Here is a 12,549-nt window from a genome sequence, read left to right on the forward strand (position 1 = left end):
TGGTCATCCGGATCCTGGCCCTGACCTGCGTGATCTGGCACAACGACAGGACCGGTCAGCCGGTCAAACGGTCGCTGATCGCATACGACCACTGACCCAGCCGGAGGGCTTGGAATCAATCATCTAGTCGGCGGGCAGGCCGTTGCGGCGGGCCAGCGTGCCCAGAGCGCTCCGCAGTGTCTCCGTCTCCTCGGGGCTGAGGCCGTCGGTCAGTTCCGCGTCGAGTTCGGCCGCCGCCGCGGTGCACGTGGCCAGCAAATCCCGGCCCTCTTCAGTGAGCGCGAGCGTCTGCCTGCGCCGGTCCATGGGGTCACGTTCCCGCCGTACGGCGCCGAGCTCCTCCAGGCGGTCGGCGAGCGACACCACCAGGCTGGGCGCCACGTTCATGAGCTTGGCGATGTCGAGCTGAGAGGTCGCCGTTCCGGACTCCAGCAGTGCCAGCAGGCCCACGTGCTTGGGCTTGAGTCCGTGGGCGGCCAGGCGTGCCGAGAACCGCTCGGTTATCACGGCCCCCAGCGTGCCGAGCCGGAAGGCCAGCGTGGAGGTCAGCTTGACACCGTTCATGCCTCCAATGCTACCGTCCTCATACAATTCAAGCCCTGAATGATTAGGAGTCAGAACGATGTTGGACCCCGCCTCCGTCCACGTGGTGTTCGCCGACCTCCAGGACGGCATCGTCGACGCCGGTGCCACCAACCCGGCCTCTTCCATCCGCCGCGCGGTCAAGGTCCTGAACGGGCTCGTCGCAGCCCTCGACATCCCGTTCACCGTGTCGGCCGCGCCTCGCCCGGGCGGCCCCGTGATGATCGAGGAGGTGCCGGACAGTGAGCCGTACGTGCGCACCGGACCGTCCTGCTGGGATGACGCCGCCTGGCGTGAGGCCGTCGTGTCCGCGGGCCGCCCCACCCTGGTGATCTGCGGGGTGACCACCGAGATCGTGGTGCTGCGCACCGCCCTCGACGCGCTCACGCATGGCCTCGACGTGCAGGTCCTGGTAGACGCCTGCGGAGGCATCACCGCCCGCACCGAAGACGCCGCCCTGCGGCAGATCGAGGCCGCGGGCGGCGTGGTGACCTCCGTGGCGGGTTTCGCCGCCGACATGGTGCGCGACTTCACCACGCCCACCGGCCGGCGGGTCATCGCCGCCCTGCACCAGTTGGTGTGACCCGCCGCATCACCGGTTCACGGCGGGGCGACGTCAGGCGGTTACCGCGTACGCCAGAACGTGCCGTTGGCCGAGGGGTCGTCGGGGTCGCCCTGCGGCACGGTGAATCCCGCGCCCCACACCGTCGTCGTCCCGGGCCTGCGCGCGATCGAGAACAGGACGGCGTCGGTGCCGGCCTTCCGAGGGACCGGGGTGCTCCGCCACGCCGAACCCGTGACGTGCCACAGAGTGGAGTTCCAGTTGCTCTGCACGACCCACACGCCGCCCGTGCCGTCGGGCTCCACCTCCGTGTACGGCTGGGCGTTGGCGGCGCCGATCGAGGTGGTCCATGAGCTGCCGTTCCAGCGCATGACCAGGGTGCGGCTGTAGGTCACGTCGTCACCCTCGTCGTCGGCGCCTTCCCAGCTGACGCCGCCGACGGCCCACACGTTGCCGGGGCCCACGACGGCGATGTCGTTGAGGACCGCGGCGGCGTCGGGAGCGGGCAGCTCGACCGCGGGCGTGGGCACCAGCGCCCAGGACCTTCCGTTCCACCGCATGATCGCGGGACGGTCGCCCTTGGTCCCCGCCGCCCAGACGTCGCCGGCCTTGTACGCGTCGACGGCGGCGGCGCGGGCCGGCAGCCGGACGCTCTTCCATGAGGACCCGTTCCAGTGCCTGGCCGAGGCCGAGGAGTCGGCGACCGCCCAGACGTCCTTCGCGCCCGTTCCGTCGGCGTCCGTCGTGGAGAAGCCGCTGCCGAGTGAGGCGGTGGTCCACGCGCGGCCGTTCCACCGGGCGGCCTTCCCCGGGCCGAAGACCCATACGTCCCTGTTCGAGGTGGCGGTCACGGCCTTCAGCTCGTACGGCGGGCTGCCGGGGATCACCTTCCACGACCCGCCGTCGAACCACTGGACCAGGCCCCGCTGCCTGCCGTTCACGACCCGGTGACCGGCCGCCCACACCGACCCGTTGCCGAGGACCGTCACATCGTTGAGGACGTCGTCCCCGGGCAGTGTGTTCACCCTGGTCAGCCGCCACGCCGGCGCGCTCTCCCCGGCCTGGCGGCCCTGGTGGGTCACGCCTGAGGCCGCCATGGCCGGCAGGCACGCCAGCCCGAACGCCGTCATGGCCGAGACGAATACGGTACGCACGATGCCTCCCCCTTCCGCTCACCAGTACGACGTCTGATGGAGGGGAGCCGTTCACACGTCGCCGGCGGCGAGGGCCGGACTCACTTCTTCTCCGTCCACGGCTCGTATTCGTCGTCCCCGGGGAGCACCCAGACCTTCGCGTCGGGCCTGACCATCGTTCGTAGCGGCGTCGCCTTGCCGGTCGTCTTCGAGACCCGGTAGACCGCCACCCCCGTCTTGGTCTTCGACCGGACGACCAGGTGTCCCGCCTTGTCGAAGTCGAGGTCGTCGACGTGCTGTCCCCGGGGCAACCGCACGGTCACGGTGCCGCTCGCCTTGCCGGTACGCAGGTTGAGCAGGCGCAGCTTGCGAGACTCGGGCCACGAACCGACAGGCGCCGCCGCCGTCACGTAGTCGTTCGCCAGGGCGATCGGCGACAGCCGCGTCTTCGACCGCAGCCGGGTGCGCAGCCCTCGGTCGAACACCGTCACCCGATCCTCCAGCGCCCCTTGCATCAGCAGCCGCTCGCTGTCGGGGCTGAAGCCCGCGAAGCCCCACTGATCCGTCCCCCCGGGCAGCGGCAACGTCTTGCCTTTCCGCAGGTCCACCAGGACCCCCAGCCCCGGCGCCGAGGTCCCGGTGACCACGAAACTGCCGTCGTCCGACACCGACGGCCACTCCTCGCCGGTCGTGTCCACCGTGATGCTCCGGATCGCTCTTTCCTTGCCGTGCAGAGTCCGCTCGGTGAACCGCCCGTCGGACTTGCGGAAGTAGAAGAAGTGCCGGCCGTCCCCGCTGATGAGGAACGCCGCCCGCGCCCCGGCGTTGACCGCGTCGCGAGGCGCCACGGCGAGCGCTTCCGGCACCTTGACCACGTCTCCGTTGGTCAGCACCAGTTCCCAGGTCTGCGTCCGCTGGGCGTACGCGATCGTGACCGGGGTGGCGGCGGCCGCGGGTCGTCCGATCAGTGGAACGGCGGTCAGGAGAAGTGTCGCGAGAACCGTGCGCAATCTCATGGTGGATGAGATGCCGGAGAACCCCGAAATGTTGCCGGATCCGAAACACTGGTAGGTCTTCGACGAGGCGCCCATGCTGTGCGCGACAGATGGTGCGGATGACGATGTGTACGGCTACGAAGCCGGCGTTCGGTAATCCCTGATCGTGATCGCGGTCGCGGCCTTGCGGATGGGCTCGGTGACCCGCTCGATCATGCGGTTCTTCCCCGGCAGATGCGGCATCAGCCGCAACATCCACATCTGGAACCGGATCTGCGCCGTGGACTTCAGCACCATGCCCTTGAGGTTGTTCGCGGCGAGCTTCTGGTTCTCCTCCACGAAGTGCCGCATCTCGCGCTCGTAGGCGGCGAACCCCGCGGCGTGGTCTCCCGCCGCCTCGGCGAGGCAGCCCGCGAGAACGTAGGCGCCGACCAGGGCCAGGCTGGTGCCCTGGCCGGACGCGGGTGAGGCCGCGTAGGCGGCGTCGCCCACGAGTGCCACCCGGCCCGACGACCAGCGGTCCATGCGCACCTGGCTGATCGAGTCCAGGTAGAAGTCCGGCGCGTCCTCCATGGCGTCGAGGAGGCGCGGAACCTCCCAGCCCTGGCCGGAGAAGAGGTCGGCGAGCAGCTTCTTCTGCTGGGCGGCGTCCCGCCGGTCGTACTCCAGGGGCGGCGAGGAGAAGAGGAACATCGCCTTGGCGTCGTCGCCGCGCCCGGTGCTGTACATTCCGGTGCTTCTGCCCGGTGCCGGATACATCATCTCCGTACGGTCCAGGCGGAGATGGTTCGGCACCGTGAAGATCGAGATGTGGTGCCCGAGGTCGTGGACGAACCGGGACTCCTCGCCGAAGGCCAGCGCGCGCACATTGGAGTGCAGGCCGTCGGCGCCCACTACCAGGTCGAACGTACGCGGAGTGCCGTTCGCGAAGGTGACCTGCACACCTTCGGGGGTCTCCCGCAGGGCGGTGATGGAATCGTCGAAGACGTATTCGACGCCGTCTCCGATCGCCGCGTGCAGGAGCCGGGTGAGGTCACCGCGCATGATCTCGACGTCGTCGCCCTCGCGGCCGCCGAACAGCTGCGCGCTCATCGTGCCGATCTGCCGGCCGCGCGCGTCGACGAAGCGTGCGACCTGCATGTCCGTGCTGTGCCGCCGCACCTCGTCCAGCAGGCCCATGCGAGCGGCGACGTCGAGTGCCGCTCCCCGAATGTCGATCTTGTAGCCGCCGTCCCGCAGCGAGGGCGCGCGTTCGACGACCGTCACCGCGAAGCCGTGCTCGCGGAGCCAGAAAGCCAGCGTCAGGCCGGCGACGCTTCCGCCGGAGATCAAGATGTTCGCCATGCCGTGAACTGTACAAGTGTCTCAATCATCTGTCTAGCACGAATGTCCAAGACATTTGTGCTGGCATGGGCTAGGCTCTGGCCATGGGAAACCGGGAAGATCTGCTCGCGGGCGCCAAGCGGTGCCTGATGGAGAAGGGATACTCCGGCACCACCGCGCGTGACATCGCGGCGGCCGCCGGCACGAGCCTCGCCGCCATCGGCTATCACTTCAGATCGACGAAGGCCCTGCTCGACGCGGCCCTCATCGAGGCGATGGAGGAATGGGGAAAGGAGATCGAGCAGACTCTCGCCGCCGACGCGTCACTCGACGGCGCACCCGCGCAGCGATTCGAGGCGACCTGGACGCGGATCATCGAGTCCTTCGTCAGGCTGAGACCGCTGTGGGCCATCCAGTTCGAGCTCATCGCCCAGATGGACCGGCTCCCCGAGCTGCGCGAGGCGTTCGCGACCGCCAACCGGCAGGCGAAGCTGGGCCTGGCGGCGATCTTCGAACACCTGGATCCGGCCGCGGACGAACGCAAGGCGATGGCTGTCGGCGCGTTCTATCAGGCACTGCTCGGCGGGATGGCGGCCCAGTGGCTCGTCGATCCGGAGCAGGCTCCCTCGGCCCGTGACCTCCTCGAAGCCCTGCGCACGATCAGCGCGAGGCTCGGGACGGAGTGACCTGCGGAAATCGTGGCTCTGCCGCTTGAGGCCGGCCGGGCGGCGGGTGGGCGCGCTCCCCGGCCGGCCTTTCCGCGGGCGTGTCAGTCCGTCGCGGTCAGGGGTCCGTCGGCGTGCGGAACCCGCTCGGCGGGGATGACGCCCAGACGGCCCGCCTGGTAGTCCTCCAGCGCCTGGACGATCTCGGCACGGGTGTTCATCACGAACGGCCCGTAGTGCACGACCGGCTCGCGGATCGGCTGCCCGCCGAGCAGCAGCACCTCCAGATTGGGCTCGGCCTGGGGCTGGGCGGTGTCCGCCGCGAGGGTCAGCGACCCACCCGGGCCGAAGACGGCGAGCTGCCCCTTGCGGACCGGCCGCCGTTCGGCGCCCACGGAGCCCTGCCCGGCCAGGACGTAGGCGAGGGCGTTGAACTCCGGGTTCCACGGCAGGTCGAGCCGGGCACCGGGGCTGACGGTCGCGTGCACCATCGTGATCGGGGTGAACGTGACGCCCGGGCCGGCGTACCCGTCCAGCTCCCCGGCGATCACTCGGAGCAGCGCGCCGCCGTCGGCGGAGGCGAGCAGCGCCGCCTCCCGCCCCCGGATGTCCTGGTAGCGGGGCAGGTGGAACTTGTGCGCGCGAGGAAGGTTCACCCACAGCTGGATGCCGTGGAAGAGCCCGCCCGAGACCACCAGGTGCTCCGGCGGCTTCTCGATGTGCAGCAGGCCGGCCCCGGCGGTCATCCACTGGGTGTCCCCGTTGGTGATGGTGCCGCCGCCTCCGTTGGAGTCCTGGTGCTCGAAGACGCCGTCGACGATGTAGGTGACGGTCTCGAAGCCGCGGTGCGGGTGCCACGGCGTGCCCTTCGGCTCGCCGGGGGCGTACTCGACCTCGCCCATCTGGTCCATGTGGATGAACGGGTCCAGCATCGACTGCGGCACTCCGGCGAACGCGCGCCGTACGGGGAAGCCCTCACCCTCGAAGCCGCTGGGCGCGGTCGTCACCGAGCGAACGGGGCGTGGTGCCGCGACGGCGGGATCCGGTGCGGCGACGCGGGGCAGCGTCAGGGTGTCGGCGGTGACAGCGGGCATGGCCGCCCTCCTAATTGAAATTTCAACTTCCGTCGCCTTGAACCACCCGAGATCGCCGGACATTCCCGCCTGCGGATCGTCGTGCGTCCGTCGCATATCGTCACGGCCGGTGGGGAGGGAGTGGTATGGCTGGAACCATGATCTCCACGAATCGCACCCTTCAAGCCGCCGTACTGTCCCTTGTGGTCCTCCCGATCACCGCCGTCGCGATCGCCCCGCAGGCCGCGGCCGACGCCCGTGGACAGGCCGATGCCGGGGCGACGGCCCGCCGCATGCTGGCGCAGCTGAAGGTGGCCAAGCCGTTGTCGCTTCGCGGCTACAGCCATCGGCGGTTCCAGCCGCGCTGGGCGCACCACAAGGGGGAGTGCGACGCGCGGGAGGTGGTTCTCGTGCGCCAGGGCCGGGGCGTACGGAGGAACGGGGCGTGCCAGGCCGTGAAGGGTGTGTGGCACAGCCCGTACGACGGCAAGATGCTGAAGAGCGTGAAGCAGGTCGACGTCGACCACGTCGTTCCCCTGGCGTACGCCTGGCGTTCCGGCGCCAAGAGATGGAGCCAGGCGAAGCGGCGCGCGTTCGCCAACGACCTCAGCCGTCCCGAGTTGGTCGTGGTGAGCCACTCCGTCAACATGGCCAAAGGAGGCCAGGGACCGCAGAGCTGGCGTCCGCCGCGCCGCGCCTTCTGGTGCCGCTACGCGACCTCATGGATCACCGTGAAGCACCACTACCGGCTCCTGGTGACCCGTGCGGAGAAGGTCGCCCTGCTCAACATGCTCCGCACCTGCGGCAGGTGAACGGACCTGGCGGTGCCGGCGGCTGAAGGCCGTACGAGTTCGTCCCGAGGTCAGCCGCTGCTCGCGGCGCGGGCCTGCTGGATGACCTTGCGGAGGGCCGGGGCCGCCGGGCCGCCGCGTTCGGACAGCAGGGCGATGCGCTGCTTGTGCGCCCGTCGTCTGGCTCGCGGGAGGATCGTCCCGAGCTCTCCCGCGGCGGCCAGGCCGACAAGGGCGGCCTCCCGGTCCTCGACCCGGGAGACCGGACCGGTGAGAGCGGTGGCGACGCGCGCCGTGAGTCGTTTCACCACACGCGTGTCGCGTACGCGGACGTGGCTCCTGTTGAAGACGAGGAACGGCTGGCGCAGCTCGACCCTGACCCAGCGTCCCGTCTCGAGTTCGTCGCGGACCGCCCGGACCGTCGCGCGGCCGTCCTTGCTGATCCAGTGCCGCCATGGCCGGGGCCCTGACTGGGCGATCTGGTGCAGCAGTCCGTCGAGGACCGGGTCGGCGAGCCGATCCTCCGACACCACGCGCACCTTGCCGCCGTCGTCGGTGATCCGGCCGGTCAGCAGCAGGTCGGTGAGCGCGGCCGCGCGCAGCAGGTAGGGGAAGCGGTAGTTCGTCACCACCCGCTCCTTGCGGGGGTCGTAGGCCAGCAGGTAGAGCTGAGCCGTCAGGGAGCCGGGGACGTCCACGCGACTGCCCTCCTTTCATTCGACGGGTGGATCGGCGGCGGGAGCCTCCGGAGGCGGGGTCTCCTTCTTGGCGGGCCGCCCGCGCCGGGGGATGCGGCCGGCGTCGCCCGGGAGCCGTCCCGCCTCCGACAGCGCCCGGCGCAGCAGGAACTCGATCTGAGCGTTGGTGCTGCGCAGTTCGTCGCCGGCCCAGCGGGCCAGTGCGTCGTGCACCGCGGGGTCCAGCCGCAGCAGGATGCTCTTTCTTTCGGTCGCCACAATCTGCTCGGTCGCCTACGGTTCAGCGGTACAGGGAGCCGGTGTTCACCACGGGCTGCACGTCGCGGTCGCCGCACAGGACGACGAGCAGGTTGCTGACCATGGTGGCCTTGCGCTCCTCGTCGAGTTCGATCACGTCGTGCTCGTCCAGGCGGGCCAGTGCGGCCTCGACCATGCCGACGGCGCCCTCCACGATCCGCTGGCGGGCCGCGACCACAGCGCCGGCCTGCTGGCGGCGCAGCATCGCCTGTGCGATCTCGGGAGCGTACGCGAGGCGGGTGATGCGCGACTCGATGACCTTGACTCCCGCCGACGCCACCCGGGCCTGGATCTCGGCCGACAGGCGACCGGTGATCTCGTCCGCGTTCTGACGCAGGGACAGCGTGTCGTCGTGCCCGTCGTACGGGTAGCTGCCGGCGATGTGACGCACCGCGGTCTCGGTCTGGAAGGCGACGAACTCCACGAAGTCGTCGACTTCGAAGACGGCCTTCGCCGTGTCCTCGACCTGCCACACCACCACGGCGGCCATCTCGATCGGGTTGCCGTCGGCGTCGTTGACCTTGGTGACGTCGGTCTCGTGGTTGCGGATCCGGGTCGACACCCGGCGCTTCTGCGTGAAGGGCACCACGAACCGGAGGCCGGGCGTGCGGACCGTGCCCACGTAGCGGCCGAGCAGCTGGATCACCCGCGCCTCACCCGGAGCGACCGCGGTGAGCCCGGTCAGGACGACGAGGGCCGCCAGGAAGAGCAGCACCCCGGCGGCGATCAGGGCGGCTCCCGGCCCGCCGCTGCCGTCGGCCGCGAGGCCGGCTCCGACCGGGATCAGCGCGGTGGGGCTCAGCAGGCCGATCAGGGCCAGGACCAGCATCGGCCACCCCGAGGCCGCTCGCGCCGTCCGCTCGTGGGTTTGGGGGGCCGGCATGTCGACGGCGATCTGCAGGTCTGTCATGTCTTCTCCTCGGTGTCTAGCACGACACTAGCAAAGTGATATCACTTTTTGCCAGACCCGACCTGGTCGCCCGGGACGCAACCGAACCCTCAGTCGTTCTCAAGTGGAGATCGCTAGCTTCGCGCCATGACGAAACGATCTGTCGCCGTGGCCGCGCTCGCGGGGCTGGCCGTCCTCGCCGCTCCCGCCGCGGCCTCCGCGGAGGCCCTGACCACTCTCGCTCGCTCGTCGGCTTCGGGCACCACGACCTTCACCTTCCGAGGGATGAACCTGAGGATCCCCGCGAGCTGGAAGGTGCACCGCAAGGGGGACGAGGTCGTGGTGACGACCGGCGCGTGCAGGCGGCCGGAAGCCTTCGCCGCGAACTGCCGGTCGTTCTGGGTGCTGGGCCCCAAGAAGTTCACCGGCGTGCCGGTCGGGGGCGGCTCCTTCACCTATACGGGCAAGTATCAGTGGTATCCCTTCAGCGCCCCGGTGCCCTGTCCGTTCGACTCCACGACCGGCTGGAACCCCGGCGACAAGGCCGGTTCGAGAGGCCTGTTCCAGATCGGCAGGGGCCACAAGGCTAAGTACGCCGCCTGGCCCAACGAGTGCGTGACGAACAACGGCGCCCACCGGACGAAGAGCTTCACCGCGCGGGAGTGGTTCCTGCCCTCGTCCAAGATCTTGATCATCGATGTCTGGGCCACGCCGGGGCTGGCGGGAGTGCTCAAGGGCGCGACCTGGAGTTGACCGCACGCCGTGTGCCGGATCGGGGCGTCCGGCACACGACCCCTCTCAGGTGCCGGTTTCCAGGCCGCCGCGCAGGAGCGCGGTGAGCCGCCGGGCGTGGGCCACGTCGGTTGCGGTGAGTGCCGCGCCGCCGGCGAGGGCCAGCAGGTCGGTCACGGTGAGTCCGGGCCGTACGGCACCGGCGTCCTGCGCGCGTTCCAGCAGGTCCGACGCGGTGGCGCGGATCGACGTGTGCCACTGGTCGAACAACGCGCTACGGCGACCGGTGGGACCTTCCGTGGCCGCGAGGGCGAGTGGCCGCTTCGTCGCGACGTGCACGACGAACGCGTCCAGCCAGGAGAAGAGCGCGTCGGCCGGGGACGGGCGGGCCGGCAGGCCGGCGCCCTGGCGGCACAACTCCGCCACCTCGTCCGCGTACACGGCGACGAGCAGGTCGGCCCGGGTGGGGAAGTGCCGATACAGGGTCGCGTTGCCGACGCCGGCTCGCCGCGCCACCTCGTCCAGCGCGACCTCGGGTCCCGACTCGGCGACGAGCTCGCGCGCGGCGGCGAGCAGCAGCGCCGCGTTGCGTGAGGCGTCCGCCCTGCGCGTACGGCTTGGCGGTGCGGGCTCGGGACTGCTCGGCGTCATCCACATTCCCTTCTCTTCTTGCTATCCGGGGAGTTCCCCGTTTACGGTAACAGCTCGAACCGGGGAACTCCCCACTTAGAGGAACGGCGGAGGACGATGACCCTGACTGCCGATGACCGCACGGCCATCGCGGACCTGATCAACCTGCACGGCCACCTCACGGACGGCGGCGACTTCGACGGCCTGCGCGAGGTGTTCGAGTCCGGCGTGGTTTACGACGTCAGCGATCTCGGCGGCGGGGTGATCGTCGGGCTTGCGGCGCTGCGCGACGCCGCGCTCACCCTGGGCGAGGCGAACCCCGTCGCCCATCACGTCACCAACATCGTCGTCACCGAGGCGGCGGACGGCCGGGCGCGAGCGCTGTCGAAGGGCATCGGGGTCAACGCCGACGGGACCACGGGCAGTGTGACCTACGAGGACACGCTGGTGCGCGGCGATCACGGCTGGCGGATCAGCCACCGGACGGTCCGCGCCCGCCGGATCCCCCTGACTCCCTGAGGGTGGTCACACGGTGACGACGACCTTGCCGGCGGGGTGTCCTTCCATGAGACGGCGGATCGCGTCGGGCGCTTCGCTCAGGGGGTAGGCGCGGTCGATCGCGGGGGCGAGGGCGCCCGACTCGACGAGCCGCGTGAGTTCCTCCAGGTGCTCGGCCCGCTCCCTGCTCATCACCGGGCGCAGCCGCTGACCCCTGAATATCGACCCGGTGAACATCGACAGCAGTGGCGCCCGGAACGTGCGTCCCATGCCCCCGGTGAAGCGGTATGCCGTGTGCCCGCCGCCGACGATCACCAGCGTCCCGCGCGGGGTCAGGGCGCGCCGCAGCAGGGACAGCGGCCGGTTTCCCGCGGTGTCGACGACGACGTCGTAGCGTGCGCCGTCGCGGTCGATCTCCTCGCGGGCGTAGTCGATGACGTCGTCGGCGCCGAGCGACCGGACGAGCCCGGCCTTCGCCGCCGAGCACACGCCGGTGACGCTCGCGCCGTACGCCTTGGCGATCTGCACGGCGAACGACCCCACGCCCCCCGCCGCGCCGATGACCAGCACCCGCTGTCCCGGCCGGACGCGGGCGACGTCGCGGACGGCCTGCAGCGCCGTCATACCCGAGACGGGCACCGCGGCGGCCTGCTCGAACGTGAGGCCCGCCGGCTTCGGTGCGAGCCTGCTCTGCCGTGCGCTCGCGTACTCGGCGTACGAGCCGCTCTCGCAGGTGCCGTACACCTCCTGACCCGGCTGGAATCGGGTGACGCGGGCGCCGACGGCCGCCACCACCCCCGCCACGTCACGGCCCCGGACCGCGACCTTGGGCCGGCGCATCCCGAAGCCCGCGAGGCGCATGAGGTAGGGCCTGCCGGTCATGAGGACCCACACACCCGGGTCCACGGCGGCGGCGCGGACCTCGACGAGCACCTCCTCGTCGCCGATCGCGGGGCGGTCGACGTCGCGGAGGCGGAGCACGTCGGCCGGGCCGTACGCGTCCTGGACGATGGCTTTCATGGCGTTCCTTCCGGGAGGTCGGGGGGGTACTGGAACACGTCGTCGAGCGGAACGCCGAACACCTGGGCGATCCGGAATGCCATCTCAAGAGACGGCGAGTATCGCCCCTGTTCGATGGCGATGAGGGTCTGCCTGGTCACGCCGATGCGCTCGGCGAGTTCGGCCTGGGTCATCTCGTCGTGGGCGAACCGCAGCGCGCGGATGCGGTTCGTCACGCGTGTGGGCTTCACCACTCCGGAAGGCTCTTGCGATAGACAATGATCTTGGTGATTCCGCCGAGGACCGCCGACAGCACGAAGCAGAGGTAGACGACGTTCGCGATCCAGAACCGGTCCCATCCGGCCATGGCCATGAGCATCGCCGCGAGCGCGCCGATGACGACGAACGCCTGACCGGTGTGGTCGCCGAGCCGCCCGATCTCCCTGTCGCGGGCGTCGACGACCCGCGAGGCCCGAGGGTTGACGATCGACATCCCGATCTCGGCCACGATCGACGCGACGATGGCCCCGCCGACCGTCCACAGCAGGGTGGCGGTGTACGGCACGTCGGGTAACGGGCCTCCATCCGCCCGTCTGAGTACGGCCACGACGTACGCGGCGTAGGCGAGCACGGCGACGACCAGCCTGATCCAGGCGCGCTTTTCGATGTGAGTCACGATCGG

17 protein-coding genes are annotated in these 12,549 nt (G+C 70.3%); 5 read left to right on the forward strand and 12 right to left on the reverse strand.

The genetic code is table 11. From position 1 onward, the window contains the following. Positions 1-123: 123 nt before the first annotated feature. Entirely contained in the window at positions 124-564 is a 441-nt protein-coding gene (locus QSK36_RS30765) for a MarR family winged helix-turn-helix transcriptional regulator (RefSeq protein ID WP_285784788.1), read from the reverse strand. 58 nt (positions 565-622) lie between these two features. On the opposite strand from QSK36_RS30765, the gene QSK36_RS30770 reads away from it, so the two are divergent. Beyond that, a complete protein-coding gene (locus QSK36_RS30770) occupies positions 623-1,165 on the forward strand; it encodes an isochorismatase family protein (protein ID WP_285784789.1) in 543 nt (180 codons plus the stop codon). Positions 1,166-1,206: 41 nt separating this feature from the next. Here QSK36_RS30770 and QSK36_RS30775 read toward each other — a convergent pair whose 3' ends face one another. From QSK36_RS30775 to QSK36_RS30785, 3 genes are all read right to left on the reverse strand, one after another. Then, positions 1,207-2,298 carry a hypothetical protein gene (locus QSK36_RS30775; protein ID WP_285784790.1) on the reverse strand — a complete coding sequence of 364 codons (1,092 nt, stop codon included), beginning with the start codon at positions 2,296-2,298 and terminating at the stop codon, positions 1,207-1,209. A gap of 80 nt (positions 2,299-2,378) precedes the next feature. Then, positions 2,379-3,293 carry a WD40 repeat domain-containing protein gene (locus QSK36_RS30780; RefSeq protein ID WP_285784791.1) on the reverse strand — a complete coding sequence of 305 codons (915 nt, stop codon included), beginning with the start codon at positions 3,291-3,293 and terminating at the stop codon, positions 2,379-2,381. Positions 3,294-3,407: 114 nt separating this feature from the next. Continuing rightward, positions 3,408-4,616 carry an FAD-dependent monooxygenase gene (locus tag QSK36_RS30785; RefSeq protein ID WP_285784792.1) on the reverse strand — a complete coding sequence of 403 codons (1,209 nt, stop codon included), beginning with the start codon at positions 4,614-4,616 and terminating at the stop codon, positions 3,408-3,410. A gap of 83 nt (positions 4,617-4,699) precedes the next feature. Between QSK36_RS30785 and QSK36_RS30790 the strand changes: the two genes are divergently transcribed. Then, positions 4,700-5,281, forward strand: coding sequence for a TetR/AcrR family transcriptional regulator (locus QSK36_RS30790; protein ID WP_285784793.1), 582 nt, complete (start codon positions 4,700-4,702; stop codon positions 5,279-5,281). An 83-nt stretch (positions 5,282-5,364) separates the two neighbouring features. Here QSK36_RS30790 and QSK36_RS30795 read toward each other — a convergent pair whose 3' ends face one another. Continuing rightward, complete coding sequence (locus tag QSK36_RS30795; protein ID WP_285784794.1) at positions 5,365-6,354, reverse strand: pirin family protein; 990 nt, start codon at positions 6,352-6,354, stop codon at positions 5,365-5,367. A gap of 125 nt (positions 6,355-6,479) precedes the next feature. On the opposite strand from QSK36_RS30795, the gene QSK36_RS30800 reads away from it, so the two are divergent. Then, positions 6,480-7,145, forward strand: a complete 666-nt coding sequence (locus QSK36_RS30800) for an HNH endonuclease family protein (RefSeq protein ID WP_285784795.1) — start codon at positions 6,480-6,482, stop codon at positions 7,143-7,145. A 50-nt stretch (positions 7,146-7,195) separates the two neighbouring features. Here the strand turns inward: QSK36_RS30800 and QSK36_RS30805 are convergent, their stop codons facing one another. From QSK36_RS30805 to QSK36_RS30815, 3 genes are read right to left on the reverse strand one after another with little or no spacing between them, the layout of a single operon-like run. Further along, positions 7,196-7,822 carry a GOLPH3/VPS74 family protein gene (locus tag QSK36_RS30805; RefSeq protein ID WP_183544777.1) on the reverse strand — a complete coding sequence of 209 codons (627 nt, stop codon included), beginning with the start codon at positions 7,820-7,822 and terminating at the stop codon, positions 7,196-7,198. Between the two features lie 15 nt (positions 7,823-7,837). Next, positions 7,838-8,080 carry a type II toxin-antitoxin system antitoxin gene (locus QSK36_RS30810; RefSeq protein WP_139579025.1) on the reverse strand — a complete coding sequence of 81 codons (243 nt, stop codon included), beginning with the start codon at positions 8,078-8,080 and terminating at the stop codon, positions 7,838-7,840. Between the two features lie 22 nt (positions 8,081-8,102). After that, a complete protein-coding gene (locus tag QSK36_RS30815; RefSeq protein ID WP_183544779.1) occupies positions 8,103-9,029 on the reverse strand; it encodes an SPFH domain-containing protein in 927 nt (308 codons plus the stop codon). 126 nt (positions 9,030-9,155) lie between these two features. On the opposite strand from QSK36_RS30815, the gene QSK36_RS30820 reads away from it, so the two are divergent. Then, positions 9,156-9,761 carry a hypothetical protein gene (locus QSK36_RS30820; RefSeq protein ID WP_183544781.1) on the forward strand — a complete coding sequence of 202 codons (606 nt, stop codon included), beginning with the start codon at positions 9,156-9,158 and terminating at the stop codon, positions 9,759-9,761. Positions 9,762-9,806: 45 nt separating this feature from the next. Here QSK36_RS30820 and QSK36_RS30825 read toward each other — a convergent pair whose 3' ends face one another. Further along, positions 9,807-10,391, reverse strand: coding sequence for a TetR/AcrR family transcriptional regulator (locus QSK36_RS30825; protein ID WP_285784796.1), 585 nt, complete (start codon positions 10,389-10,391; stop codon positions 9,807-9,809). Between the two features lie 96 nt (positions 10,392-10,487). Here QSK36_RS30825 and QSK36_RS30830 point away from each other — a divergent pair, with 96 nt between their 5' ends. After that, on the forward strand, positions 10,488-10,889 hold the full coding sequence (locus QSK36_RS30830) for a nuclear transport factor 2 family protein (RefSeq protein WP_285784797.1): 402 nt from the start codon (positions 10,488-10,490) through the stop codon (positions 10,887-10,889). 6 nt (positions 10,890-10,895) lie between these two features. On the opposite strand, the gene QSK36_RS30835 is transcribed toward QSK36_RS30830, so the two are convergent. Genes QSK36_RS30835 through QSK36_RS30845 form a run of 3 tightly spaced genes read right to left on the reverse strand, consistent with a single transcriptional unit; the run spans position 10,896 to position 12,543 of the window. Continuing rightward, complete coding sequence (locus QSK36_RS30835) at positions 10,896-11,888, reverse strand: NAD(P)-dependent alcohol dehydrogenase (protein WP_285784798.1); 993 nt, start codon at positions 11,886-11,888, stop codon at positions 10,896-10,898. Continuing rightward, complete coding sequence (locus QSK36_RS30840; RefSeq protein WP_139579020.1) at positions 11,885-12,121, reverse strand: helix-turn-helix transcriptional regulator; 237 nt, start codon at positions 12,119-12,121, stop codon at positions 11,885-11,887. Before QSK36_RS30840 ends, QSK36_RS30835 begins: the two co-directional genes overlap by 4 nt. After that, complete coding sequence (locus QSK36_RS30845) at positions 12,115-12,543, reverse strand: hypothetical protein (RefSeq protein ID WP_285784799.1); 429 nt, start codon at positions 12,541-12,543, stop codon at positions 12,115-12,117. Before QSK36_RS30845 ends, QSK36_RS30840 begins: the two co-directional genes overlap by 7 nt. Positions 12,544-12,549 lie beyond the last annotated feature (6 nt).

Origin of the sequence: Microbispora sp. NBRC 16548 (assembly GCF_030268985.1) — a bacterium.
GTDB classification, from domain to species: Bacteria; Actinomycetota; Actinomycetes; order Streptosporangiales; family Streptosporangiaceae; genus Microbispora; species Microbispora catharanthi.

What these genes read in the sequence shown, in the direction of transcription:
- QSK36_RS30770 (WP_285784789.1), top strand. Translation starts at nt 623, where the DNA reads ATGTTGGACCCCGCCTCCGTCCACGTGGTGTTCGCCGACCTCCAGGAC.
- QSK36_RS30765 (WP_285784788.1), bottom strand. Translation starts at nt 564, where the DNA reads ATGAACGGTGTCAAGCTGACCTCCACGCTGGCCTTCCGGCTCGGCACG.
- QSK36_RS30835 (WP_285784798.1), bottom strand. Translation starts at nt 11,888, where the DNA reads ATGAAAGCCATCGTCCAGGACGCGTACGGCCCGGCCGACGTGCTCCGC.
- QSK36_RS30785 (WP_285784792.1), bottom strand. Translation starts at nt 4,616, where the DNA reads ATGGCGAACATCTTGATCTCCGGCGGAAGCGTCGCCGGCCTGACGCTG.
- QSK36_RS30830 (WP_285784797.1), top strand. Translation starts at nt 10,488, where the DNA reads ATGACCCTGACTGCCGATGACCGCACGGCCATCGCGGACCTGATCAAC.
- QSK36_RS30820 (WP_183544781.1), top strand. Translation starts at nt 9,156, where the DNA reads ATGACGAAACGATCTGTCGCCGTGGCCGCGCTCGCGGGGCTGGCCGTC.
- QSK36_RS30815 (WP_183544779.1), bottom strand. Translation starts at nt 9,029, where the DNA reads ATGACAGACCTGCAGATCGCCGTCGACATGCCGGCCCCCCAAACCCAC.
- QSK36_RS30780 (WP_285784791.1), bottom strand. Translation starts at nt 3,293, where the DNA reads ATGAGATTGCGCACGGTTCTCGCGACACTTCTCCTGACCGCCGTTCCA.
- QSK36_RS30790 (WP_285784793.1), top strand. Translation starts at nt 4,700, where the DNA reads ATGGGAAACCGGGAAGATCTGCTCGCGGGCGCCAAGCGGTGCCTGATG.
- QSK36_RS30825 (WP_285784796.1), bottom strand. Translation starts at nt 10,391, where the DNA reads ATGACGCCGAGCAGTCCCGAGCCCGCACCGCCAAGCCGTACGCGCAGG.
- QSK36_RS30795 (WP_285784794.1), bottom strand. Translation starts at nt 6,354, where the DNA reads ATGCCCGCTGTCACCGCCGACACCCTGACGCTGCCCCGCGTCGCCGCA.
- QSK36_RS30800 (WP_285784795.1), top strand. Translation starts at nt 6,480, where the DNA reads ATGGCTGGAACCATGATCTCCACGAATCGCACCCTTCAAGCCGCCGTA.